Annotated in this window: 26 protein-coding genes; 21 read left to right on the top strand and 5 right to left on the bottom strand. The window is 41.1% G+C overall.

Annotation, left to right across the window (positions count from 1 at the left end; translation table 11 throughout):
- Positions 1–27 precede the first annotated feature (27 nt).
- Entirely contained in the window at positions 28–1,896 is a 1,869-nt protein-coding gene (locus ACSLUK_RS08615) for a methyl-accepting chemotaxis protein (RefSeq protein ID WP_448548146.1), read from the bottom strand.
- Positions 1,897–2,193: 297 nt separating this feature from the next.
- Entirely contained in the window at positions 2,194–3,042 is an 849-nt protein-coding gene (locus ACSLUK_RS08610) for a glycosyltransferase family 2 protein (RefSeq protein ID WP_448548145.1), read from the bottom strand.
- 386 nt (positions 3,043–3,428) lie between these two features.
- On the opposite strand from ACSLUK_RS08610, the gene rplN reads away from it, so the two are divergent.
- The 19 genes from rplN to ACSLUK_RS08515 all read left to right on the top strand — a co-directional run bounded on the left by rplN (position 3,429) and on the right by ACSLUK_RS08515 (position 14,340).
- On the top strand, positions 3,429–3,797 hold the full coding sequence (gene rplN / locus ACSLUK_RS08605) for a 50S ribosomal protein L14 (RefSeq protein WP_448548144.1): 369 nt from the start codon (positions 3,429–3,431) through the stop codon (positions 3,795–3,797).
- Between the two features lie 12 nt (positions 3,798–3,809).
- Positions 3,810–4,124: a 50S ribosomal protein L24 gene (rplX, locus tag ACSLUK_RS08600; RefSeq protein WP_448548143.1), complete on the top strand. Its 315-nt coding sequence runs from the start codon at positions 3,810–3,812 to the stop codon at positions 4,122–4,124.
- A 15-nt stretch (positions 4,125–4,139) separates the two neighbouring features.
- Entirely contained in the window at positions 4,140–4,679 is a 540-nt protein-coding gene (rplE, locus tag ACSLUK_RS08595) for a 50S ribosomal protein L5 (RefSeq protein WP_448548142.1), read from the top strand.
- An 11-nt stretch (positions 4,680–4,690) separates the two neighbouring features.
- Positions 4,691–4,996, top strand: a complete 306-nt coding sequence (gene rpsN / locus ACSLUK_RS08590; protein ID WP_448548141.1) for a 30S ribosomal protein S14 — start codon at positions 4,691–4,693, stop codon at positions 4,994–4,996.
- Between the two features lie 19 nt (positions 4,997–5,015).
- On the top strand, positions 5,016–5,405 hold the full coding sequence (gene rpsH / locus ACSLUK_RS08585) for a 30S ribosomal protein S8 (protein WP_448548140.1): 390 nt from the start codon (positions 5,016–5,018) through the stop codon (positions 5,403–5,405).
- 10 nt (positions 5,406–5,415) lie between these two features.
- Positions 5,416–5,949 (top strand): 50S ribosomal protein L6, encoded by a 534-nt coding sequence (gene rplF / locus ACSLUK_RS08580; protein WP_448548139.1) that lies wholly within the window; start codon positions 5,416–5,418, stop codon positions 5,947–5,949.
- A 9-nt stretch (positions 5,950–5,958) separates the two neighbouring features.
- Positions 5,959–6,312 (top strand): 50S ribosomal protein L18, encoded by a 354-nt coding sequence (gene rplR / locus ACSLUK_RS08575; protein WP_448548138.1) that lies wholly within the window; start codon positions 5,959–5,961, stop codon positions 6,310–6,312.
- Positions 6,313–6,321: 9 nt separating this feature from the next.
- Positions 6,322–6,825, top strand: coding sequence for a 30S ribosomal protein S5 (gene rpsE, locus ACSLUK_RS08570; RefSeq protein WP_448548137.1), 504 nt, complete (start codon positions 6,322–6,324; stop codon positions 6,823–6,825).
- Between the two features lie 6 nt (positions 6,826–6,831).
- Positions 6,832–7,011, top strand: coding sequence for a 50S ribosomal protein L30 (gene rpmD / locus ACSLUK_RS08565; RefSeq protein WP_448548136.1), 180 nt, complete (start codon positions 6,832–6,834; stop codon positions 7,009–7,011).
- 2 nt (positions 7,012–7,013) lie between these two features.
- Positions 7,014–7,448, top strand: coding sequence for a 50S ribosomal protein L15 (gene rplO / locus ACSLUK_RS08560; protein WP_448548135.1), 435 nt, complete (start codon positions 7,014–7,016; stop codon positions 7,446–7,448).
- A gap of 8 nt (positions 7,449–7,456) precedes the next feature.
- Positions 7,457–8,782, top strand: a complete 1,326-nt coding sequence (secY, locus tag ACSLUK_RS08555; protein ID WP_448548134.1) for a preprotein translocase subunit SecY — start codon at positions 7,457–7,459, stop codon at positions 8,780–8,782.
- 30 nt (positions 8,783–8,812) lie between these two features.
- Positions 8,813–8,929 carry a 50S ribosomal protein L36 gene (rpmJ, locus tag ACSLUK_RS08550; protein WP_084692761.1) on the top strand — a complete coding sequence of 39 codons (117 nt, stop codon included), beginning with the start codon at positions 8,813–8,815 and terminating at the stop codon, positions 8,927–8,929.
- A gap of 122 nt (positions 8,930–9,051) precedes the next feature.
- On the top strand, positions 9,052–9,408 hold the full coding sequence (rpsM, locus tag ACSLUK_RS08545; protein WP_448548133.1) for a 30S ribosomal protein S13: 357 nt from the start codon (positions 9,052–9,054) through the stop codon (positions 9,406–9,408).
- A 14-nt stretch (positions 9,409–9,422) separates the two neighbouring features.
- Complete coding sequence (gene rpsK / locus ACSLUK_RS08540; protein WP_074496178.1) at positions 9,423–9,812, top strand: 30S ribosomal protein S11; 390 nt, start codon at positions 9,423–9,425, stop codon at positions 9,810–9,812.
- A gap of 31 nt (positions 9,813–9,843) precedes the next feature.
- Complete coding sequence (gene rpsD, locus ACSLUK_RS08535) at positions 9,844–10,464, top strand: 30S ribosomal protein S4 (RefSeq protein WP_448548132.1); 621 nt, start codon at positions 9,844–9,846, stop codon at positions 10,462–10,464.
- A 27-nt stretch (positions 10,465–10,491) separates the two neighbouring features.
- Positions 10,492–11,481 (top strand): DNA-directed RNA polymerase subunit alpha, encoded by a 990-nt coding sequence (locus ACSLUK_RS08530; protein WP_448548131.1) that lies wholly within the window; start codon positions 10,492–10,494, stop codon positions 11,479–11,481.
- Positions 11,482–11,522: 41 nt separating this feature from the next.
- Positions 11,523–11,930 (top strand): 50S ribosomal protein L17, encoded by a 408-nt coding sequence (gene rplQ / locus ACSLUK_RS08525; RefSeq protein WP_448548130.1) that lies wholly within the window; start codon positions 11,523–11,525, stop codon positions 11,928–11,930.
- A gap of 255 nt (positions 11,931–12,185) precedes the next feature.
- Positions 12,186–13,085: a phosphoribulokinase gene (locus tag ACSLUK_RS08520; RefSeq protein WP_448548129.1), complete on the top strand. Its 900-nt coding sequence runs from the start codon at positions 12,186–12,188 to the stop codon at positions 13,083–13,085.
- A 7-nt stretch (positions 13,086–13,092) separates the two neighbouring features.
- Positions 13,093–14,340 (top strand): gluzincin family metallopeptidase, encoded by a 1,248-nt coding sequence (locus ACSLUK_RS08515; RefSeq protein ID WP_448548128.1) that lies wholly within the window; start codon positions 13,093–13,095, stop codon positions 14,338–14,340.
- Between the two features lie 25 nt (positions 14,341–14,365).
- Here ACSLUK_RS08515 and ACSLUK_RS08510 read toward each other — a convergent pair whose 3' ends face one another.
- On the bottom strand, positions 14,366–14,770 hold the full coding sequence (locus ACSLUK_RS08510; protein ID WP_448548127.1) for an OsmC family protein: 405 nt from the start codon (positions 14,768–14,770) through the stop codon (positions 14,366–14,368).
- A gap of 41 nt (positions 14,771–14,811) precedes the next feature.
- Positions 14,812–15,168 (bottom strand): DUF3802 family protein, encoded by a 357-nt coding sequence (locus ACSLUK_RS08505; protein WP_448548126.1) that lies wholly within the window; start codon positions 15,166–15,168, stop codon positions 14,812–14,814.
- Positions 15,169–15,701: 533 nt separating this feature from the next.
- On the opposite strand from ACSLUK_RS08505, the gene ACSLUK_RS08500 reads away from it, so the two are divergent.
- Together ACSLUK_RS08500 and ACSLUK_RS08495 are read left to right on the top strand one after the other, a co-directional pair.
- The gene (locus tag ACSLUK_RS08500; protein WP_448548125.1) at positions 15,702–18,692 is read left to right on the top strand and encodes a TonB-dependent receptor; all 2,991 of its coding nucleotides are present in this window, start codon (positions 15,702–15,704) and stop codon (positions 18,690–18,692) included.
- Positions 18,693–19,018: 326 nt separating this feature from the next.
- Positions 19,019–19,354 (top strand): DUF3718 domain-containing protein, encoded by a 336-nt coding sequence (locus tag ACSLUK_RS08495; RefSeq protein WP_448548124.1) that lies wholly within the window; start codon positions 19,019–19,021, stop codon positions 19,352–19,354.
- Positions 19,355–19,417: 63 nt separating this feature from the next.
- On the opposite strand, the gene ACSLUK_RS08490 is transcribed toward ACSLUK_RS08495, so the two are convergent.
- The gene (locus ACSLUK_RS08490) at positions 19,418–20,218 is read right to left on the bottom strand and encodes a DUF1338 domain-containing protein (protein WP_448548123.1); all 801 of its coding nucleotides are present in this window, start codon (positions 20,216–20,218) and stop codon (positions 19,418–19,420) included.
- Positions 20,219–20,448 lie beyond the last annotated feature (230 nt).

Genomic DNA, 20,448 nt, shown 5'->3' with positions numbered 1-20,448 from the left:
AACTGTCAGTTTGACGTTATAAGAAACTTAAGCCTTAAACTGTTCTAGCATCTGCTCTTGCTTTTTAATGTTCTCTACTTGGTTCAGCATTGTCACATTTACATTGTCGGCTTCGTCAGACACTTGGTGTGAAATGTCCTTAATGTTGTATGCATTCCTATTAATCTCTTCAACCACCACACTTTGTTCGTCGGCAGATGCTGATATTTGTACATTAAGATCAACGATGGTTTGGATTGATTGGCGAATACTTTCTAGTGCGGCATCGGCGGCTTGTGATTGTTCCACCGTTGATGATGCAATTTCTCTACTTTGATTCATTTCGGTCACTGCTGATTTGGCGCCCGATTGCAGTTGGTCAATCATCGTTTTAATTTCATCGGTTGCTTCCTGCGTGCGTTGAGCGAGGGTGCGAACTTCATCTGCAACTACTGCAAAACCGCGCCCTGATTCACCAGCGCGTGCAGCCTCAATAGCTGCATTCAATGCCAGTAAGTTAGTTTGTTCGGCAATGCCATTGATCACTGCTAGAATATTTTCGATACCGTTGGTGGCTACTTCGAGGTGCGACAGGACCTGTACCGCATGGTCTATTTGATCAGACAGTGAAGTAATTGATTTATTCGTCGCCTGTACAATATTACCCCCTTCAATCGCGGCTTCGTCAGCCCCACGTACTGCGTCAGCTGCTTGTTTGGCAGTATTTGCAACTTCTTTAGATGTTGCAGCCATCTCGTTAGTAGCTGTGGCGAGTGTGTCAATTTCTGTTAATTGGTTATGCATCGCTTGATTAGCGGTTTGCGCACCTTGAGATGTTGTTTGGGCATCAAGGTAAATGTCGTGTCCAAGTTGCTTGATATCGCCAATGAGTTTTTGAAGCATTTCTGTGAACAGGTTAAAGTTGTGCGCTAATGCTGCAAACTCAGGATCACTGTTTGTTTTAAGCCTCACTGTTAGGTCTGCATTACCTTGAGCAACATTAGACATGGCTTCGTTGATCTCGCTAAGTGGCTTCATCAGATAGTTAATAATGAATAGCAAGGCTCCAATACCAAATATCAGGGAAATAATGGAATATAACAGTGAATCGGAGCTTAATTCATCAACCGCCATAAAAGCCTTATTTTTGTCGAGAGCCACTCCCACATACCAGTCAAATCCTTCAACTTTTTCAAAGCTCACCAAAGTGTCTGTTTCACCGAGCGTGACCTGCTGAAAAGCCGAATTAATATTTACGTTTGGCATCACTTCGGTTAATGGTTTGCCATTAAAGTTGCTATTAGGGTGGGATATAACCACGCCGCCTTTACTGACCATAAAGGCGTAACCCGCGTTAAACATGTTTACTTTATTAATCATATTTGAAAGGCCAGCAAGGCTAACATCAAAAAATATAGCTCCCGCAAATCGCCCGCTTTGGTGAACTGGCGTACCGACCGACACTAGTATTTCTTTCGATACTGCATCAGCATATGGTTCAGTAACAATGGTCTTATTGGCTTGCTTGGCATCTACGTACCATGGGCGAGCACGCGGTTCCCAATTTGCCCCGGGATTCCAATTTGGATCGCTGGCAACGTACTTGCCAGTATCTTCATAGCCAAAACCGATAAGTATAAAACTGTTTTGAAGAGAGGCATTAGACAGGACTCTAGCAGCTTGCGACATTTCAATGTTCTGTTCTATCAGTTCTGTGGTAAGTTCGGCTAAACCGGTTTTACCGCTCATCTCTGCTTGCACAGAATTGCTAATCCCCTGAAGTATTTCTGCCACACTGGTATTAACCTGTTCTTCAAGCTTGTTCTTAACTAAAAAGTATTGATTGAATGAAAGTAAGGATAACGCCAGAAGCAAAATTATTGACGATGCTGCCACGATTTTATGATTGAATTTCACTCATGCCTCCAGTTTATTATTATTGAAGCAAGCTTATAAGGTGTCTTTTTATTTCTGAGCTTATTTTTGCTTACCTGATTTTGGTGTGTGCTTATGTTATTAATGTCTGAGTGAATAACACTTAGTACGCATTTCATGTATCGGTAAATTATAAATTTTATTTAACGCTTAATTGTTACTGTTGTGTAGTAATTAAGCAATACTAGCTTTTCGATCGCGATAAATCTATCAGAATATAATGTATATCTTTTGGAGGCTGTTACCGTATACAACAACTGAGTACGCTTAATTCAACCATTAAGCGCGTTTAACTGTATCTAAATACTGAGAAAGGCCGTATTGGGTATATGTTGATTTATTTTTCAATGTTTCTTTTTTAATACGCGCACTATTTGCAATGGCATCTGGTGTAGCATAGCCACGACTGTGATCTAGGTGGATAACGATGGCGCTATAACGTATTTGCTTGGCCTTGATGCCTGAATGTCTCAATCGAAAGCCGAGTTCACAATCTTGTCCACCATATTGCATACGCTCGTCATAACCGTTGACAGCAAATAGGTCATTTTTCCAGCCTGATGCGTTATGACCGTTCCATGTTCTCTTGGTCGGCGTTAAGTGATTTAACCAATAAGCAGAAAAGCTGTTAGCGGATAGTTTTTGTAACTTGAGCGTCTTCTTGAGACCGTGAGCAAGCAACCACTCAGGAGAAAAAGCATCTCCGTTTTTGATATCTTCTTTGGTAATTGTCTGGCTGATCGACATAGGTAATTTAAAATACCCGCCTGAAAGATAGTATCCTGTTTTTGCATGCTGCCGATGGACCGAGACAAAATCTTTTCTAGGGATGCAATCTCCATCGGTAAATATGACATATTCGCCTTTGGCCTCAAGCAATGCCTTATTCATGATTCGACATTTTTGAAAACCATTATCTTCTTGCCAAATATGGTTTATACGAATATGCGTGTGTTGCCTAAATTTTTCGATAAGCTCACCGGTGTCCGCGGTTGAACCGTCATCTGCGATGACTATTTCAAAATGTTTATCCAATTGAAAATGAAAGCCCCAAAGTACCTTTTCTAACCAAACTGTAGAATTGTACGTGGTAAATATTACCGAAATGAGCTGATTATTCGTTAGCATATAAACTTATTCGTGTTTACAAGATTTTGCTCATTCTTATAGTGTTCTATGACACTCATGTGAAAGAATTTAGAAAAAATTATTGCAAGTACCGGTTCCCTCGATTTGGCGGATTGATTCTAAAAGATCAAATTTAATGTACTGAAAGGGTTGTTTATAAATAATTCAGTCTCATCTCTATTTACGCGATGATTGATTGCCAATGATGCTTGTTTTATATGCTGATTCAGTGGCATTAGGGGAATTATTAATAATTGTACAAATAAAGTACCACTTTTACATTAGTGGTGTTATAATCTCGCGCCCGCTCAATTTGGGTTGGGTTTTAAAGGCAGTGACGGGTCAAATTTCTGGCCTTGAATTTATTAACAGCGGAGCACATAAAAATGATCCAAATGCAAACACAGCTAGACGTTGCTGATAACAGTGGCGCTCGACGCGTGCAATGTATTAAGGTCCTTGGTGGCTCGCACCGTCGCTATGCACGCATAGGTGACATCATCAAAGTTGCAGTGAAGGAAGCAATTCCTCGCGGCAAAGTTAAAAAAGGTGATGTACTGAATGCGGTAGTGGTGCGCACTAAAAAGGGCGTTCGTCGCCAGGATGGTTCTGCCATTCGCTTTGACGGCAACGCGGCAGTAATGTTAAATACTAACTTACAGCCAATTGGTACTCGTATTTTCGGGCCAGTGACACGTGAACTACGTACAGAAAAGTTCATGAAAATTGTGTCATTAGCACCAGAAGTACTATAAGGAGTCACGATAATGGCATCTAAGATTCGTCGTGATGATGAAGTAATCGTACTTGCGGGCAAAGACAAGGGCAAGACTGGTAAAGTCACTAAAGTTCTAGTTGAAGAAAGCAAAGTATTTGTAGAAGGTGTAAACCTTGTTAAGAAACATCAGAAGCCTGTACCTCAGTTACAGCAAGCTGGTGGCATCATTGACAAAGAAGCACCAATTCACGTATCAAACGTAGCGATCGTTAACCCTACTACGGGTAAAGCAGATCGTGTTGGTTTTAGAGTTGAAGACGGCAAAAAAGTTCGTTTCTTCAAATCTAATAACGAATTAGTTTAATAATTGGAGTAAACGATGGCGAAACTGCATGATTTTTATAAAGATACAGTTGTTGCAGAACTTCAAAAGAAGTTCGAATACAAAAGTGTCATGCAAGTCCCTCGGATTGAAAAGATCACCCTTAATATGGGTGTTGGTGAAGCTATTGCTGATAAAAAAGTATTAGAAAACGCCACAAATGATCTTACTGCAATCTCAGGTCAAAAGCCTTTAATCACGAAAGCGCGTAAATCAGTAGCGGGCTTCAAAATTCGTGAAGGCTACCCTATTGGCGCAAAAGTAACTCTACGCGGTGAGCGCATGTGGGAATTCTTAGAGCGTTTAATCTCTATTTCAGTTCCTCGTATCCGTGATTTCCGTGGCTTGAACCCTAAATCGTTCGATGGCCGTGGTAATTACAGCATGGGCGTGCGCGAGCAGATCATATTTCCTGAAATCGATTACGATAAAATCGATAAGATTCGTGGTTTAGATATTACTATCACAACGACTGCGAAATCTAATGAGGAAGGTCATGCTTTGCTGACTGCCTTTAACTTCCCGTTTAAGAAATAAGGTGTAGAGTTATGGCTAAATCGTCAATGAAAGCTCGTGAAGCTAAACGTACCAAGCTAGTAGCAAAATACGCTGAAAAGCGTCGTGCGTTAAAAGAAATCATCTCAAACGTTAATTCTTCTGAAGAAGAGCGTTGGGATGCCGTATTAAAACTTCAAACTTTACCTCGTGATTCGAGTTCTTCACGTCAACGTAACCGTTGTAACGTGACAGGTCGTCCACATGGTTACTTACGTAAGTTCGGTTTAAGCCGTATCAAATTGCGTGAGACTATGATGCGCGGTGAAGTTCCTGGTCTTAAGAAAGCTAGTTGGTAATTCACGGGAGTAAATGGTTATGATGACTGATCCTATCGCGGACATGTTTACACGCATCCGCAACGGTCAATCTGCAGCAAAAACTGCAGTAACAATGCCATCTTCTAAGCTAAAAGTAGCAATTGCTAACTTGCTTAAAGAAGAAGGTTATATTTCAGATTTCGCAGTATCAGGTGAAGTTAAACCTGAGTTATCTGTAGAGTTGAAGTATTTTGAAGGTAAAGAAGTAATCGAAACAATCAAACGTGTTTCACGTCCAGGTCTACGCGTATACAAAGGCAGCAACGAGCTTCCTAAAGTATTAGCAGGCATGGGTATTGCTATCGTTTCTACTTCTAAAGGTTTGATGACTGATCGCGCCGCTCGCTCTGCGGGTCTTGGTGGCGAAATCATCGGTTTCGTAGCGTAAGGAGCAAATTATGTCTCGTGTTGCAAAAGCACCTGTCGAAGTTCCTGCTGGCGTTACCGTAACGTTATCAGGTCAAGACATTACTGTTAAAGGTCCAGTTGGTGAACTTTCTCACACTGTAAACAGTTTAGTTAACGTTTCTCAAGAAGAAAACGTTATCAAAACAACTGTTGCTACAGAAAGTAAAGAAGCTTGGGCACAAGCCGGTACTGCACGCGCGTTAATCAATAATATGGTTACGGGTGTAAGTAAAGGTTATGAAAAGAAATTGATTCTTAACGGTGTTGGTTATCGTGCAAAAGCTGCAGGTCAGAGCTTAAACCTTTCTTTAGGTTTCTCTCACCCAGTTGATCACGCTATTCCGGCTGGCATTTCTGTCGAAACTCCAACTCAAACTGAAGTTGTACTGAAAGGTGCTGACAAGCAGTTGGTTGGTCAAGTGGCTGCAAATATTCGTGCATATCGTAAGCCTGAGCCTTATAAAGGCAAAGGTATTCGTTATTCTGACGAACATGTGCGTCGTAAAGAAGCTAAGAAGAAGTAGGGTAATACGATGGATAAGAAAACATCTCGTTTACGCCGTGCAAAGCGTGCACGTGCTAAAATCAGCGAGTTGGGTGCGAATCGTTTAGTCGTACACCGTACTCCTCGCCATATTTACGCTCAATTGATCGCTCCTACAGGATCTGAAGTAATCGCTGCGGCGTCTACTTTAGACAAAGAAGTGCAAGCTCAAGTTGAGAAAACAGGTAACAAATCTGCAGCGGAAGCTGTAGGTAAAGCAATCGCAGAACGCGCTAAAGCAAAAGGCATTGAGTCAGTTGCATTTGATCGTTCAGGTTTCCGTTACCATGGTCGCGTAAAAGCGTTAGCAGAAGCAGCTCGTGAAGCTGGTCTTCAGTTCTAGGAGTTGATGATGGCTAATGTAGAAAACACACAACAAACTGATATGGCTGAAAAGCTAATCGCTGTTAACCGTGTATCAAAAGTGGTTAAAGGTGGTCGCATATTCAGTTTCACAGCACTAACTGTAGTTGGTGATGGTAATGGCCGCGTTGGTTTTGGTTACGGTAAGGCACGTGAAGTTCCTGCTGCAATCCAAAAAGCAATGGAAAAGGCACGCCGTAACTTAGTAACTGTTGACTTGAAGGGTACTACTCTTCAACACCCTATCAAGGGTCGTCATTCAGGTTCTAAAGTTTACATGCAACCTGCTTCTGAAGGTACAGGTATCATCGCCGGTGGTGCGATGCGTGCAGTATTAGAAGTAGCTGGTGTACAGAACGTATTGTCAAAAGCATACGGTTCTACTAACCCAATCAACGTTGTACGTGCAACTGTATCAGCACTAGCGAACATGAAGTCGCCAGAAGCTGTTGCAGCGAAACGTGGTAAAAGCGTTGCTGACATCTTGGGGTAATTGAGCATGGCTAAAACAGTTAAAGTAACTCAAACTAAAAGCTCTATCGGTCGTTTACCGAAGCACAGAGCTACATTGAAAGGTCTTGGTTTACGTCGTATTCGTCACACAGTTGAGTTAGAAGATACTCCTTCTGTACGCGGTATGATTAATCAGGTATCTTACATGGTTAAGGTGGAGGATTAATAATGCATTTAAATACTTTATCTCCTGCACCAGGCGCTAAGAAAGCCAAGAAACGCGTAGGTCGTGGTATTGGTTCTGGCTTAGGTAAAACTGGTGGTCGTGGTCACAAAGGTCAGAAGTCTCGTTCTGGTGGTGGTGTACGTCCAGGTTTTGAAGGCGGTCAAATGCCATTGAAACAACGTTTACCTAAATTTGGTTTCACGTCACGTAAATCTTTAGTTCACGCTGAAGTACGTTTACATGAACTAAATAGCATCAAAGGTGATGTTGTCGATATTCACGCGCTTAAAGACGCTAACCTAGTTACACGTAACATTGAGACAGCAAAAATCATGTTGTCTGGCGAAATTACTCGTCCAATCACTGTTCGTGGTATAGGTGTTACTAAAGGTGCACGTGCGGCTATTGAAGCTGCTGGTGGCAAGATCGAGGAATAATACAGGTTATGGCTACACCAGGAATGGATAACAAGGCTCAAGGCGGTTTGTCTGAGTTGAAACAAAGATTGTGGTTCGTATTCGGCGCACTTATTGTGTTTCGTTTAGGTTCATTTGTGCCAATCCCTGGTATTGACGCCGCTGTATTAGCTCAGTTGTTTGAACAACAAAAGGGCACCATCGTAGAAATGTTTAATATGTTCTCTGGTGGTGCACTTGAGCGTGCCTCTGTATTGGCGTTAGGTATTATGCCGTACATTTCAGCTTCAATTATTATGCAATTGCTAACAGTCGTTCATCCGACTATGGCAGAGCTTAAGAAAGAAGGTGAAGCTGGACGTCGTAAAATCTCTCAATACACTCGCTACGGTACTTTAGTGCTAGCAACAGTACAATCTATCGCGATTTCCAAAAGCCTGCCGGGTATGATGCCTGGCTTGGTGATGAATGCCGGATTCGGCTTCTACTTTACTGCGGTTGTGAGTTTGGTCACTGGAACTATGTTCTTAATGTGGTTAGGTGAGCAAATTACTGAGCGCGGTATTGGTAATGGTATCTCAATCTTGATATTTGCAGGTATTGTTGCTGGTATGCCATCTGCTGTTGGTACAACGGCAGAAATGGCGCGTCAAGGTGAATTGCACTTATTAGTATTATTGCTAATTGCAGTAATTGTATTTGCTGTGACTTTCTTTGTGGTATTTGTTGAACGTGGTCAACGACGTATTGTTGTCAACTACGCGAAACGCCAGCAAGGTCGTAAGGTCTTCGCTGCACAAAGCACACATTTACCATTAAAAGTTAATATGGCTGGTGTTATCCCACCAATCTTTGCATCAAGTATCCTCTTGTTCCCTGGCTCTATTGCGAGTTGGTTTGGACAAGGTGACGGTATGGTTGCTGACGTATTGCAAGAATTATCAATTGCAATTTCGCCAGGTCAGCCGTTATACGTTATGCTATTAGCTGCGGCGATAATATTTTTCTGTTTCTTTTACACGGCGTTAGTTTTTAACCCGCGTGAAACTGCAGATAACCTGAAAAAATCTGGAGCGTTTATCCCTGGCATTCGTCCGGGCGAGCAAACGTCTAAATATATCGATAAAGTAATGACGCGTTTGACTTTAGCAGGTGCGTTGTATATTACTTTTATTTGTTTGGTTCCAGAGTTCATGATGATCGCATGGGATGTGCAGTTCTACTTCGGTGGAACATCGCTACTGATCATTGTTGTTGTTATCATGGATTTTATGGCACAAGTACAAACTCATTTGATGTCTCATCAATATGACAATGTACTTAAGAAAGCAAACCTTAAAGGCTACGGCCGATAAGTTGCTTACGTTAGTAAACGGAGTAGTAAGATGAAAGTTCGTGCATCCGTAAAAAAGATTTGCCGTAACTGTAAAGTTGTTAAGCGCGCAGGTGTTGTTCGAGTAATTTGCAAGAGCGATCCTAAGCACAAGCAACGCCAAGGTTAATCTTGGAAAGTGTCATTATGAATAAATAATGACACTTTAATTTGCAAAAAAGAGGCGGGTTGAGTATCCTAACGGGCTTTTCAACCTGTGGTTTTTTAATTTTAAATATAGGAGATGTGTTAGTGGCCCGTATCGCTGGCATTAACATCCCTGATCGTAAACATGCAGTAATTGCCCTTACTGCGATTTACGGTATCGGTGCAACTCGTGCAAAAGCTATTTGTGCGGCAACTGGTATCGCAGAATCTACGAAGATCAGTGAATTAGACGAAGCTCAAATTGATGTGCTTCGTGCAGAAGTGGATAAGTACACTGTAGAAGGTGACTTACGCCGTGAAGTTTCAATGAACATCAAGCGTCTGATGGACCTTGGCTGTTTCCGTGGTATACGCCATCGTCGCAGTCTTCCTCTACGTGGTCAACGCACTAAAACTAATGCGCGCACCCGTAAAGGTCCTCGTAAGCCGATTAAGAAGTAACGAGGTAATTAGACATGGCTAAAACTCCGGTTCGTTCACGTAAACGCGTGAAAAAGCAAGTTGCTGATGGTATGGCTCATATCCATGCATCATTCAACAATACAATCGTAACTCTTACAGACCGTCAAGGTAATGCATTATCTTGGGCAACAGCTGGTGGTTCAGGTTTCCGTGGTTCACGTAAATCTACACCTTTCGCTGCTCAGGTAGCTGCTGACCGTGCTGGTAAAGCTGCACAAGAGTTTGGTTTGAAGAATATTGAAGTGTTCGTTAAAGGTCCAGGTCCAGGTCGTGAATCTGCTATCCGTGCCTTAAATGCTGCTGGTTTTAAAATCACCAACATTACTGACGTAACACCGATTCCTCATAATGGTTGTCGTCCGCCTAAAAAGCGTCGCGTTTAATTGGCACTTTTAGGATTGTTGGAGAAGAAACATGGCAAGATATTTAGGTCCAAAGCTAAAGCTTAGCCGCCGCGAAGGAACAGACTTGTTCCTTAAAAGTGGTGTGAGAGCAATTGACACTAAATGTAAGATCGAAACTATCCCAGGTCAGCACGGCGCACGTCGCGGTCGTTTATCTGACTATGGTGTTCAGCTTCGTGAAAAACAAAAAGTACGTCGTATTTACGGTGTATTAGAAAAGCAATTCCGTAACTACTACAAAGAAGCGGCTCGTATCAAAGGCAACACAGGTGAAAACTTGTTACAGCTTTTAGAAAAGCGTCTTGATAACGTAGTTTACCGTATGGGTTTTGCTAGCACTCGTGCAGAAGCACGTCAGTTAGTAAGCCATAAAGCTATCGTAGTGAACGGAAAAGTTGTAAACATTCCATCTTTCACTGTTAAAGCTGAAGATGTGGTTGCAGTTCGTGAAAAGTCTAAAACACAAGCACGTATTATCGCTGCTTTAGAGTTAGCTGAACAACGCGAAAAACCAGTCTGGGTTGAAGTAGATAATAAGAAAATGGAAGGCGTATTTAAGCGTATTCCTGATCGTACAGATTTATCTGCTGAAATTAATGAACAGTTGATTGTTGAACTTTACTCTAAGTAGTAAAGTTGCATTTTAAGAGAGGACATAATGCAGGGTTCCGTAACCGAATTCCTAAGACCACGATTGGTTGATATTGATACTGTTAGCCCAACACGTTCTAAAGTTACTTTAGAACCATTGGAGCGTGGTTTTGGTCACACTTTAGGTAATGCCTTACGCCGTATTTTATTATCTTCTATGCCGGGTTGTGCCGTAACAGAAGTTGAGATTGATGGCGTATTACATGAGTACAGTAGTAAAGAAGGTGTTCAAGAGGACATTATCGAAATACTGTTAAACCTTAAAGGACTTGCTATTGGTTTAGAAGGCAAAAATGAAGCAGTTCTTACCTTAACTAAGTCAGGTGAAGGCCCTGTTACGGCAGCTGATATTCAACATGATGGTGACGTAACTGTTGCTAATCCAGATCATGTTATCTGTCACTTAACTGGTGACGGTTCTATCAGCATGCGCATTAAAGTTGAAATGGGTCGTGGTTACGTTCCTGCTTCAGCTCGTCGCGAAGCCGAAGAAGAAGATCGTGCAATTGGTCGTCTATTAGTAGATGCGTCTTTTAGTCCGGTAGTAAGAATTGCTTATGATGTTGATTCTGCTCGTGTAGAACAACGTACAGACTTAGACAAATTAGTACTAGATATGGAAACTAACGGTACGTTAGATCCTGAAGAAGCAATCCGTCGCGCTTCAACTATTTTAGCTGAACAGCTAGATGCGTTTGTAGAATTACGTGATGTGACTGAAATTGAGCCGAAAGAAGAGAAACCTCTTTTCGACCCAATTTTACTTCGCCCAGTTGATGATCTTGAACTAACTGTTCGTTCAGCGAACTGCTTAAAAGCAGAAGCGATTCAATACATTGGTGATTTAGTACAGCGTGCTGAAGTTGAACTTCTTAAAACACCTAATTTAGGTAAGAAGTCACTTACTGAAATTAAAGACGTGTTAGCGTCTCGTGGTTTATCTTTAGGTATGCGCCTAGAGAACTGGCCACCAGAAAGCATTGCTGATAACGACTAAGTCGGTCATCATTTTTTAATAGTTGAGATAAGGATTAACTTATGCGTCATCGTAAAAGCGGTCGCCAGTTAAACCGTAATAGCAGTCATCGCCAGGCGATGTTCCGCAATATGGCAAGCTCTTTAGTTAAGCACGGTGTTATTAAAACTACTGTTGCTAAAGCTAAAGAACTACGTCGCGTTGTTGAGCCACTAATCACTTTGGCCAAAACCGACAGCGTAGCAAACCGTCGTTTAGCGTTTGCTCGTACACGTGATCAAGAAGTAGTTGGTATTTTATTTAACGAGCTTGGTGAACGTTACCAAGAACGTCCAGGTGGGTACACTCGCATTTTGAAATGCGGTTACCGTACTGGTGATAAAGCACCAATGGCATATGTTGAGCTTGTAGATCGCCCAGCAGTTGAAGAAACTGCTGAAGTGTCTGAAGAAGCAAGTGCAGAAGCATAAGCTAAAACGCTTTAGATAAAAAACGGAGCTTAGGCTCCGTTTTTTTATGCCTAAACCAAACGGATGTCTTGCCTCAATTTAAGAAACTTATCCCCATTTGATTATTCTTGCCAATCGCCTAAGTTCAACTAGCCATACTTGTAGTTCAGTGGGTAAGTTAAGAAATAAAGTATGGACTGTTACTAAAGGCTCTCTCTTGACCTCGTAGCTAAATCACCGTATAAAAACTAGGTCTAAAAAAATGAGAACACATTAATGTCTTCACGAAATCCTATCATTGCGGTAACGGGTTCTTCTGGTGCAGGAACTTCTACGACTACCGAGTCGTTTGAGCACATGTTTCGTACACTCAACATTAACGCCGCGAACGTCGAGGGTGATAGCTTTCACCGTTACTCACGTCAAGAAATGGAGCTTGAAAAACGTAAAGCGAAGGAAGGTGGGCGCAAAATAAGCTACTTTGGTGATAAAGCAAATGATTTCGATGCACTAGAAAAGTTATTTCGTGATTATTCAGAAACGGGGCGGGGAAAAATGCGCCGTTATCTGCACACATTTGACGAGGCCGTCCCTTACAATCAAATGCCCGGTACTTTTACGCCTTGGGAAGACTTAGGAGAGGGCACCGACTTATTGTTTTACGAAGGGCTACATGGTGGCGTTAAAACCGATAACAACGATGTGGCGCAATATGTGGACTTGCTTATAGGGATGGTGCCTATTGTAAACCTTGAGTGGATTCAAAAGATCATCCGTGATACGAACAAACGAGGTCACAGCCGTGAAGCGGTAACTGCGAGCATTGTACGAAGCATGGAAGATTATATTTCGTACATTACGCCGCAATTCTCTCGTACGCATATCAATTTTCAAAGGGTGCCAACTGTAGATACATCTAATCCATTCAGTGCCAAAGCAATCCCTACATTAGACGAAAGCTTTGTTGTCATCCGTTGCCGAGATAATGTTCATGTAGACTTTCCTTATTATCTAAGCATGATTGACGGTGCTTTTATGTCGAGGGTTAATACGCTTGTAGTGCCTGGGGGTAAAATGGGGTTAGCGATGGAACTGATATTGACTCCTATGATCAAAGAACTCATGTACAAGAAACAAGAAGCAAACAAACAACTTGATTGGATGAGTGATTTATAGGTTTGGTATGTACTATCGATTGTTCGTCGTCAGCTTAGCTTTAGTCTCATGTATTGCTTTTTCTAAAGGTACGCTAATTACTAATATTGAGAAGTCAGGAAATGACGAATGGACGGTTGAGTATATTAGCCAAAAGCCGATACGTAGTATTTCATTTGCATCTGCGCCTGATGACTCCAGAAGCAGACGTTGGTTGCTTCTTAGTGAAGGTTTTACGCTACGGCATTTGAATAATAGCGATATTATTACCCGCCCAGACGGTAATAAATTTGAGCGTGTAAAGTTCAAACTAACGCCTACTTACACACACCTACCAAAAGCCTATGCACCTTTCTCACCTTTCTCTGATGGTGGTATGTTGTTTCATAGCGGCCGCTTTTTTGCGTGTGCAGAGTTATGCTCACCGATCGAGAATGCCTGGTATATTTCGCTAACTGTGCCTAACGGTGAAAACATCATCGTTAATGGTAAAGTCACTACACAGGGAGTGAGCTGGTGGGACAATAACGGTGGTCGGAAAGTTTATGTAGGACAGAAATCTGTCGTTGAGGAAGATGGCTTTATCAGCATAATCGACGACGCAATATCTCAATCGCAGGGAGCGATGATAGAAAGATTTTTGCCAGATATGATGAAGTGGCTTGAAAAGCACTATGGAAGGCTATCGCAAAAGCCTATGCTGTTTGCTTCATATAGTATTACCAATGATGGCTCTTATGGCCAGCAAGGTGGTACATTGCCCGATCAGGTGTTTATGCACTGGTATGGGAAGTTACCAGACTTTGACAAAGAATCTGAGCAACTGGTTTGGTTTTTTGCCCACGAAGCGGCTCACATGTATCAGCGTTTAAATGGCCGCGCTATTTCACCTGTAGATAACTGGCTTCATGAAGGGCATGCCGAGCATATTGCTAAGAAAATTGTCATGCAGCTTTACCCGAAATACCAATCTTATGCAGATAACATGAGTAAAAAAGCCAGTAAAAACTGTCGTGACCAATTAGCGCATTCTACGCTTCACGAGCTAGTCGAAAATAATCAGCATAAAGTGCTTTATCAATGTGGACTCTACATATTTGACACTATTGATAACGCTAGTACTTCAAGTAATGGTGTTCATCTGCTGTGGAATCAGTTCATGCGTCAAATAAAGCCTGGACAAGAGGTGTCAGGTGTCTCTTTTATTGAATTAGCAGGGAAAGAATACGCATTACCTGAAGAGGAACTTAAGCAACTAATGTTATTGGTGCAATAACATTAGTTGAAGTATCGAGAGCGTGTTAAGCGCCTATAATCTCGAAATCATGAGTGATATTAACTGATTTGTTCAGCATTTGCGCGACTGAACAATATTTATCCGCCGAAAGATTTATCGCTCGCACAACGTGTTTTTCGCTTACTTCTTTACCTGTGATGACGAAATGCAGGTGAATGTCTGAAAATACTCTAGGAACGGTTTCAACACGAGTTGAAGATACTTCTACGATACAATCTCGAACATCTTGCTTGGCTTTTTTCAAAATGCTCACGACATCGACACTTGAACAGCTGCCCAATGAAATTAGTACATTTTCTAATGGACTTGGTGCATTTTCGCCTGCGTTAGCGTCCAACACAATGGTGTGGCCGCTTTCTGAGGTTCCTAGAAACTTCTCTTCGCCAATCCATTTAACTTGTGCTTTCATACTTTACCTTTGGTTATCATTAATTTGTTTAGCGGGTAGGGTTAATTCTGAGCTAATGTTGCGTGGATTTCAGTATCAAATAAATTCTTAATTAAGGTCGCAAATTCTTTGATAAATTTACGCTGTGCACCGTTCGCAGTATTGTTAATGACACCTGATAGAATCTCCTCTAAGTCATAAACAATTGCGTCGACTTCTCTAATGATTGTATTGCGTTGATTAAACGTAAGAGAATCATTTTGGCTGCACACCATAATAATTTGTTCGCTGAGTTCTTGTTCAATCAGCTCTATAATTGTTTCAGAAGATTGAGCTTGAGCAGAAACATGTTCAAAAATGTGTAGGTGTTCAGTGAGGTACTCTATGATATGAACATAGCCTTCTGTATCGGTTACCATAAGTTAACTATCTCAAGTAGTTGAATTTATACCATGCAAATAAATCATTGCTAATATGATGTCTACTATAGCTTTTTTGTTTCGCATATGCCATGGCGAATTTCGATTATCCTCACTGGCTAATTTAATTGGTGACATTAAGTATAATGTTTCTGAATTACCGGCCTGAAACATGTCAAACTATTTCAAGTTGTTATTTTTCTGAGCGCCAAAATGGCGTGTTTTAACGCTGTTTACAGTTATTTAACAATAATGGGTGGGGCTGTAAATATATCTGTGCAGGTGGTTCTAACGTGTGTAAAAAAATGGCAGTCAACTAAGTTGTTGATTGTAGTTTATTTTTTGTGGTGAGCTGCTTTTCGTACACTTGGCGCTTTTAAGTTTGAGTCGAGTATTTCCAAATTGTATATCTTTCTTGAATATTTGTTCGAAAATAGGCAAAATCTAACATGCTTGTTACTAAATGTAACAAGGCATGTAAAAATTATTATAAATAATAACAATAATGCCTATTAGTTCAGAGAGAAATAAACATGAATGTAAATCTTAAAAGATCTTTTAAAAGATCTGTGACAGCTGGTGCTGTTGCACTTTCACTTGGACTGGCCGTTCCAGCAATCGCTGCAACTAACACGGCTGGCTCAATATTTGGTAATGCACAAGCCGGTTCTCAAATCACATACAAGAACAAAAACACTGGCGTTACTCGTACTATTAAAGTAGACGAGCAAGGACGTTTCAGTGTAGGTAGTGTTCCAACTGGCTCATATATTGTTACTGACGCTACTGGAGAAACACGTGAAGTTAAAGTTTACTTAGGTAAAGGTACCGAAGTAGGCTTCGGCGATACTGAAATTATTATGGTTTCAGGTAGCCGCACCAATATGATCGATACTTCGTCTGTTGAAACTACTCACGTATTTGATGCAGACGAAGTTGCTAAGTTACCGCTTCCACGTAACTCTGTTTCTGTTGCTTTATTAACTCCTGGTGCTATTCAAGGTGGCTCAAACTTCGGTCGTAACTTGCCTTCATTTGGTGGTTCATCAATCGCAGAAAATGGTTATTACATTGATGGTATGGACGTAACTAACCTTCGTTCATTATTACAATTTGCTGATTTACCACAAGATGCCATTGCGCAAACTCAGGTTAAATCAGGTGGTTACGGTGTAGAGTACGGTCGTTCAATCGGTGGTATCGTAAACATCGTGACTAAATCTGGTAGTAATGAATGGAAATTTGGTGGTTCAGTTTACTATACGCCAGATGCGTTTAGAGCGTCAGACAAAAACTCTATTCACAACAAGTTAGATGGTTCTAGCGAAATTAACACGTTTAATAGTGAAGATGAGACTGATAACCTTGAGTATAACGTTTATGCTTCTGGTCCAATTATTGAAGACAAGCTTTTCTTCTTCATCAACGCAGAAGGTCAAGACTACGAGCGTAATAACTACTCTCGTGACACAAGTTCTCGTTCTAAAACTGATACCCCTAACTACTTAGCTAAGTTAGACTGGTATGTGACTGAAGACCACCTATTACGCTTTACTCACATTAACAATGAAACCGAATATGATCGCGTTAACTACAATAATGCTGACGGAGACGAGTGGGTTGGTAAGCACGGTGATGTAGCTTCTGCATATACTTACCAAGAAGGTGGTGACATTAACATACTTTCATATACGGGTTATTTAACTGACGATTTCACGTTAAACCTTATGTATGGCGAGCTAAAGCACGAATATTTAGAAGTTCCTAACTTACCAGGTGATGACTGTGCATACGCTTGGGATACTACTAACGGTGTAGGTTGGGGGGGTCGTACGGCCATCGGTTGTTGGAATGCTCCAGTTCAATCAACGGTAACAGACCAGGTAGACAACACTGATGAGCGTACAAGCTTCAAAATTGATGGTGAGTATGTACTTGGTGATCACACCCTTCGCTTTGGTTACAACAGCGAAGAGTACGACTCTACTTCACCAGGTGTGAAATACTCTGGTGACATTTACTATCGCTACATTACTGCACATGAAAACAATGGCTGTCGTGTAAATGGTACGAGCTTACCTTGTGGCACAGAAACTGTACGTGTTCGTCGCTACAATACGCAAACAGCTACTTTCGCGGTTGAAAACACAGCATGGTATGTTGAAGACAGCTGGCAAGCAACTGATGACTTAATGTTTTACGGTGGCCTTCGTGGTGAAACTTTCACTAACAAAGATGGTAACGGCGATATTTTCTTAGAGTCTGATAACTTAATAGCACCACGTATTGGCTTTGCTTGGGATATTGATGGTGATGCTACTAAGAAACTTTCTGCGACTATCGGCCGCTATTACTTACCAGTTGCATCAAATACCAACATTCGTGCAACGCGTGAAGAACGTTTCTTTGAAGACTTTCATTTTGTTTCAGGTGGTTGGAATGCTGACGGTAGCCCAATTGGTTTAGGCGACAAGTTTGGTAACAGCACGGTTGACGTCCAAATTCCTAACCCAGAAATCATTGCTGATCACAACTTAGAACCAATGCACCAAGATGAAATCATTGTTTCTTACGAGCAGCAAGTTAACGATGATTGGACGCTAACAGCTAAGTTCATGGGTCGTACCGTACAAGATGGTATGGATGACTTCTGTGCAAACGATGGCTTTACGCGTTGGGCAGCTGACAATGGTTATGATAACTTTGACCCGCATTCATTAGCTGGTTGTATTATTGTTAACCCAGGCAATGACATTACTATTAGCATGGATCTAGAAAATGACGGTAACTTAACTAAAGTTACTACACCAGCTTCTTACCATGGTTTACCAGAGTATAAGCGTCATTACGTAGGTCTAAAATTGATCGCTGATAAAGCGTTTACTGATAACTGGTCAGGTAACTTCTCTTACACGATTTCTCGTACATTCGGTAATGTTGAAGGGTATGTTAACTCTTCACTAGCACAAGAAGATGCTGGTGCAACACAAGATTTCGACCACGGAAACTTCATGCACGGTGCTTACGGTGAGTTACCAACTGATAGAACGCACCAATTCAAAGCGAATGGTTACTACCAAATCAATGATGAGTGGTTAGTTTCATTAAACTTTAGTGCAACTTCAGGTATTCCATTAAGCTGTCAAGGTTACGTAAGCTTAGACGGTATGATGGAAGGCGACGGTTCTTCATCGTACGACCACGGTAACTTTAGACGTTACTCTGCATCAAGCTTCTACTGTAACGATGGTTCAGGTAACCAAGTGCTTACTAATCGTGGTGATGAAGGCCGTTCAAACTGGTTATTTAACACAGATGTTGGCTTTTCATATACGCCAGAGTGGGCAGAAGGCTTACGCTTAACTGCGACAGTGAACAATGTTTTCAATACTCAACGTCCTGAAGACATTAACCAACAGAAAGACTTAGCTCGTGGTAACCCAGAAGTTAACCCTGACTTCTTAGTGCCGACAAGCTATCAGTCTGGTCGTTATTTACGTCTATCAGCACATTACAACTTCTAATTTAAGTACGATATAAAATAGTATTGTAATGTTACAAAGCGCCTAGGTAACCCTAGGCGCTTTTTTTTGCGTCAATTTTTGTCCAGTTGTAATAATTGATTTCATATAGAATTATGCAATTTAGCAATTTTACAGCATGCTAATCAGCTGATTTTTGGAAACAATGTCCTATCTCAATGGTAAGGCAGCTAGTGTTTAGTACAAATATTAGCCTGATATATTGTTACATTTGTCTATTCGAGAAACACAACTAAGCAATTTAAATAAGCCACAATTACTCTCAGCGACATCAAATAATTGATAACATTATTAGCTGGAGAAATAGTATGAAAAAAGTAAGCGTATTTGTTGCGAGCATATTTGCCCTAACATCATTAGTAGGATCAGCTAGTGCAACTCAATTTAAAGCGAATAACGATAGTACAGCGACTCAGTTGTGTGTAACGGCTTTAGTGGGTAATAAGTTGGCTATGCACAACAAAATTAAAGAAGTAGGACTCTCTAAAAAGTACGTTGCAAGTAACATAAAATGTAATGGAAAAGTATTATTAGCCTACGTCGAGAAACGTGGAATCAATGCCGACGCGATGATGAAAATGCTTGATAATAAAGCCACAGAAGTTTCGATAACTGATGTCGCGAAGTTAAATAGTAATTTCTAGTAGATTTCAAAGTAAAAAAGCTGCTCGTTGAGCAGCTTTTAATCGTTTTTTGACGCTTATTTATTAAGCCGCAGCGTTGGTGCTTTCAAAGATTTTATCAGCAGATGCTGCAACAAAACCTGTGTAAAGCTCACCGTTCGCTAGTGGGTAACGTTTAGCAAATTCATAGAAACATGAAGGAATTTCTAATGCTTTATCGCTAAACTGGACCGTCACTTTGTCAGCAATCGTCGAAGACTGTGCAAGCTTAACCGCTTCACCGCCTTTAATCTCACCGCCTGAAGTATTCAATGTGAAGCCACTGTCTTTTAATGAAGCATTTACTGATTCTACGTCATTGAAGCTTGTTAAGTGGTTTACGCTCACTGTGAAGTGATTAGCACGGTAACCCCATGCCGCTAGCCATGCCGCATACTCACTTTCAGCAAGTAAAGTTTTATACTCATCTGAAGTAATGTTCCATGACTTACCAGAGTATAAGAACTCTTGCTTAGCCACGAGTGAAGGGTCAATTGCATCAACAATCTTGTTGATAATCACTTGTGCTTCAGCAGAAAACTCTTCAGTAAGCAGTTGGCTAATGAATACTTTAGGCATAGTGCTATCGGCGTGCTCGTAGTGCTTAGCGTATAGCTTTTTCGCTTCAAAATGGTATTCACCAGACTCTTCATAGCCTAACGCAATCAAGTGTGCTGCAAGCTTCTCAATGTTTACTTTATCGTGATTAAATGTGCGATAAGCAACATGGTCATTAATTAGGTCATTACCTGAACCTAATAGCTGATGGATCTTTTCCGCAGAAGGTGTAACTTCTAGGTAGTTTTTCCAAATATTATTAAATAAATCGATTACTTGTGCTGTCATCGTTTACTCCTAGTGCATAATAAAAACATGAAATACTAATACCAACTGAATTGCGTAATTACTCTATAATTAAGTTCACTCGGCATAAATTTAAACTATGGCTAGAATTGTTGGCTGTTCTTGATAAATTTTGAGCAGGTTGAATTACTAACCACTGTGAATTTGGTTAGGTTAGATTTGGTCAATACTCTTGAAAAAGCTGGGTCGTAACCCAGCTGTTTCTGAATTAT

The sequence above is a fragment of the Thalassotalea fusca genome (assembly GCF_053485835.1).
This window is presented reverse-complemented; position numbering and strand designations above follow the sequence as displayed.

Bases quoted from the DNA above. Each gene is read 5' to 3' on its own strand.
- rplR (WP_448548138.1), top strand. From the start codon at position 5,959: ATGGATAAGAAAACATCTCGTTTACGCCGTGCAAAGCGTGCACGTGCT.
- rplQ (WP_448548130.1), top strand. From the start codon at position 11,523: ATGCGTCATCGTAAAAGCGGTCGCCAGTTAAACCGTAATAGCAGTCAT.
- rpmJ (WP_084692761.1), top strand. From the start codon at position 8,813: ATGAAAGTTCGTGCATCCGTAAAAAAGATTTGCCGTAACTGTAAAGTT.
- ACSLUK_RS08490 (WP_448548123.1), bottom strand. From the start codon at position 20,218: ATGACAGCACAAGTAATCGATTTATTTAATAATATTTGGAAAAACTAC.
- rplE (WP_448548142.1), top strand. From the start codon at position 4,140: ATGGCGAAACTGCATGATTTTTATAAAGATACAGTTGTTGCAGAACTT.
- rplX (WP_448548143.1), top strand. From the start codon at position 3,810: ATGGCATCTAAGATTCGTCGTGATGATGAAGTAATCGTACTTGCGGGC.
- ACSLUK_RS08610 (WP_448548145.1), bottom strand. From the start codon at position 3,042: ATGCTAACGAATAATCAGCTCATTTCGGTAATATTTACCACGTACAAT.
- secY (WP_448548134.1), top strand. From the start codon at position 7,457: ATGGCTACACCAGGAATGGATAACAAGGCTCAAGGCGGTTTGTCTGAG.
- ACSLUK_RS08530 (WP_448548131.1), top strand. From the start codon at position 10,492: ATGCAGGGTTCCGTAACCGAATTCCTAAGACCACGATTGGTTGATATT.
- rplF (WP_448548139.1), top strand. From the start codon at position 5,416: ATGTCTCGTGTTGCAAAAGCACCTGTCGAAGTTCCTGCTGGCGTTACC.
- ACSLUK_RS08515 (WP_448548128.1), top strand. From the start codon at position 13,093: ATGTACTATCGATTGTTCGTCGTCAGCTTAGCTTTAGTCTCATGTATT.
- rplO (WP_448548135.1), top strand. From the start codon at position 7,014: ATGCATTTAAATACTTTATCTCCTGCACCAGGCGCTAAGAAAGCCAAG.
- ACSLUK_RS08495 (WP_448548124.1), top strand. From the start codon at position 19,019: ATGAAAAAAGTAAGCGTATTTGTTGCGAGCATATTTGCCCTAACATCA.
- rpsE (WP_448548137.1), top strand. From the start codon at position 6,322: ATGGCTAATGTAGAAAACACACAACAAACTGATATGGCTGAAAAGCTA.
- ACSLUK_RS08500 (WP_448548125.1), top strand. From the start codon at position 15,702: ATGAATGTAAATCTTAAAAGATCTTTTAAAAGATCTGTGACAGCTGGT.
- ACSLUK_RS08510 (WP_448548127.1), bottom strand. From the start codon at position 14,770: ATGAAAGCACAAGTTAAATGGATTGGCGAAGAGAAGTTTCTAGGAACC.
- rpsN (WP_448548141.1), top strand. From the start codon at position 4,691: ATGGCTAAATCGTCAATGAAAGCTCGTGAAGCTAAACGTACCAAGCTA.
- ACSLUK_RS08520 (WP_448548129.1), top strand. From the start codon at position 12,186: ATGTCTTCACGAAATCCTATCATTGCGGTAACGGGTTCTTCTGGTGCA.
- rpmD (WP_448548136.1), top strand. From the start codon at position 6,832: ATGGCTAAAACAGTTAAAGTAACTCAAACTAAAAGCTCTATCGGTCGT.
- ACSLUK_RS08505 (WP_448548126.1), bottom strand. From the start codon at position 15,168: ATGGTAACCGATACAGAAGGCTATGTTCATATCATAGAGTACCTCACT.
- rplN (WP_448548144.1), top strand. From the start codon at position 3,429: ATGATCCAAATGCAAACACAGCTAGACGTTGCTGATAACAGTGGCGCT.
- rpsK (WP_074496178.1), top strand. From the start codon at position 9,423: ATGGCTAAAACTCCGGTTCGTTCACGTAAACGCGTGAAAAAGCAAGTT.
- rpsD (WP_448548132.1), top strand. From the start codon at position 9,844: ATGGCAAGATATTTAGGTCCAAAGCTAAAGCTTAGCCGCCGCGAAGGA.
- rpsH (WP_448548140.1), top strand. From the start codon at position 5,016: ATGATGACTGATCCTATCGCGGACATGTTTACACGCATCCGCAACGGT.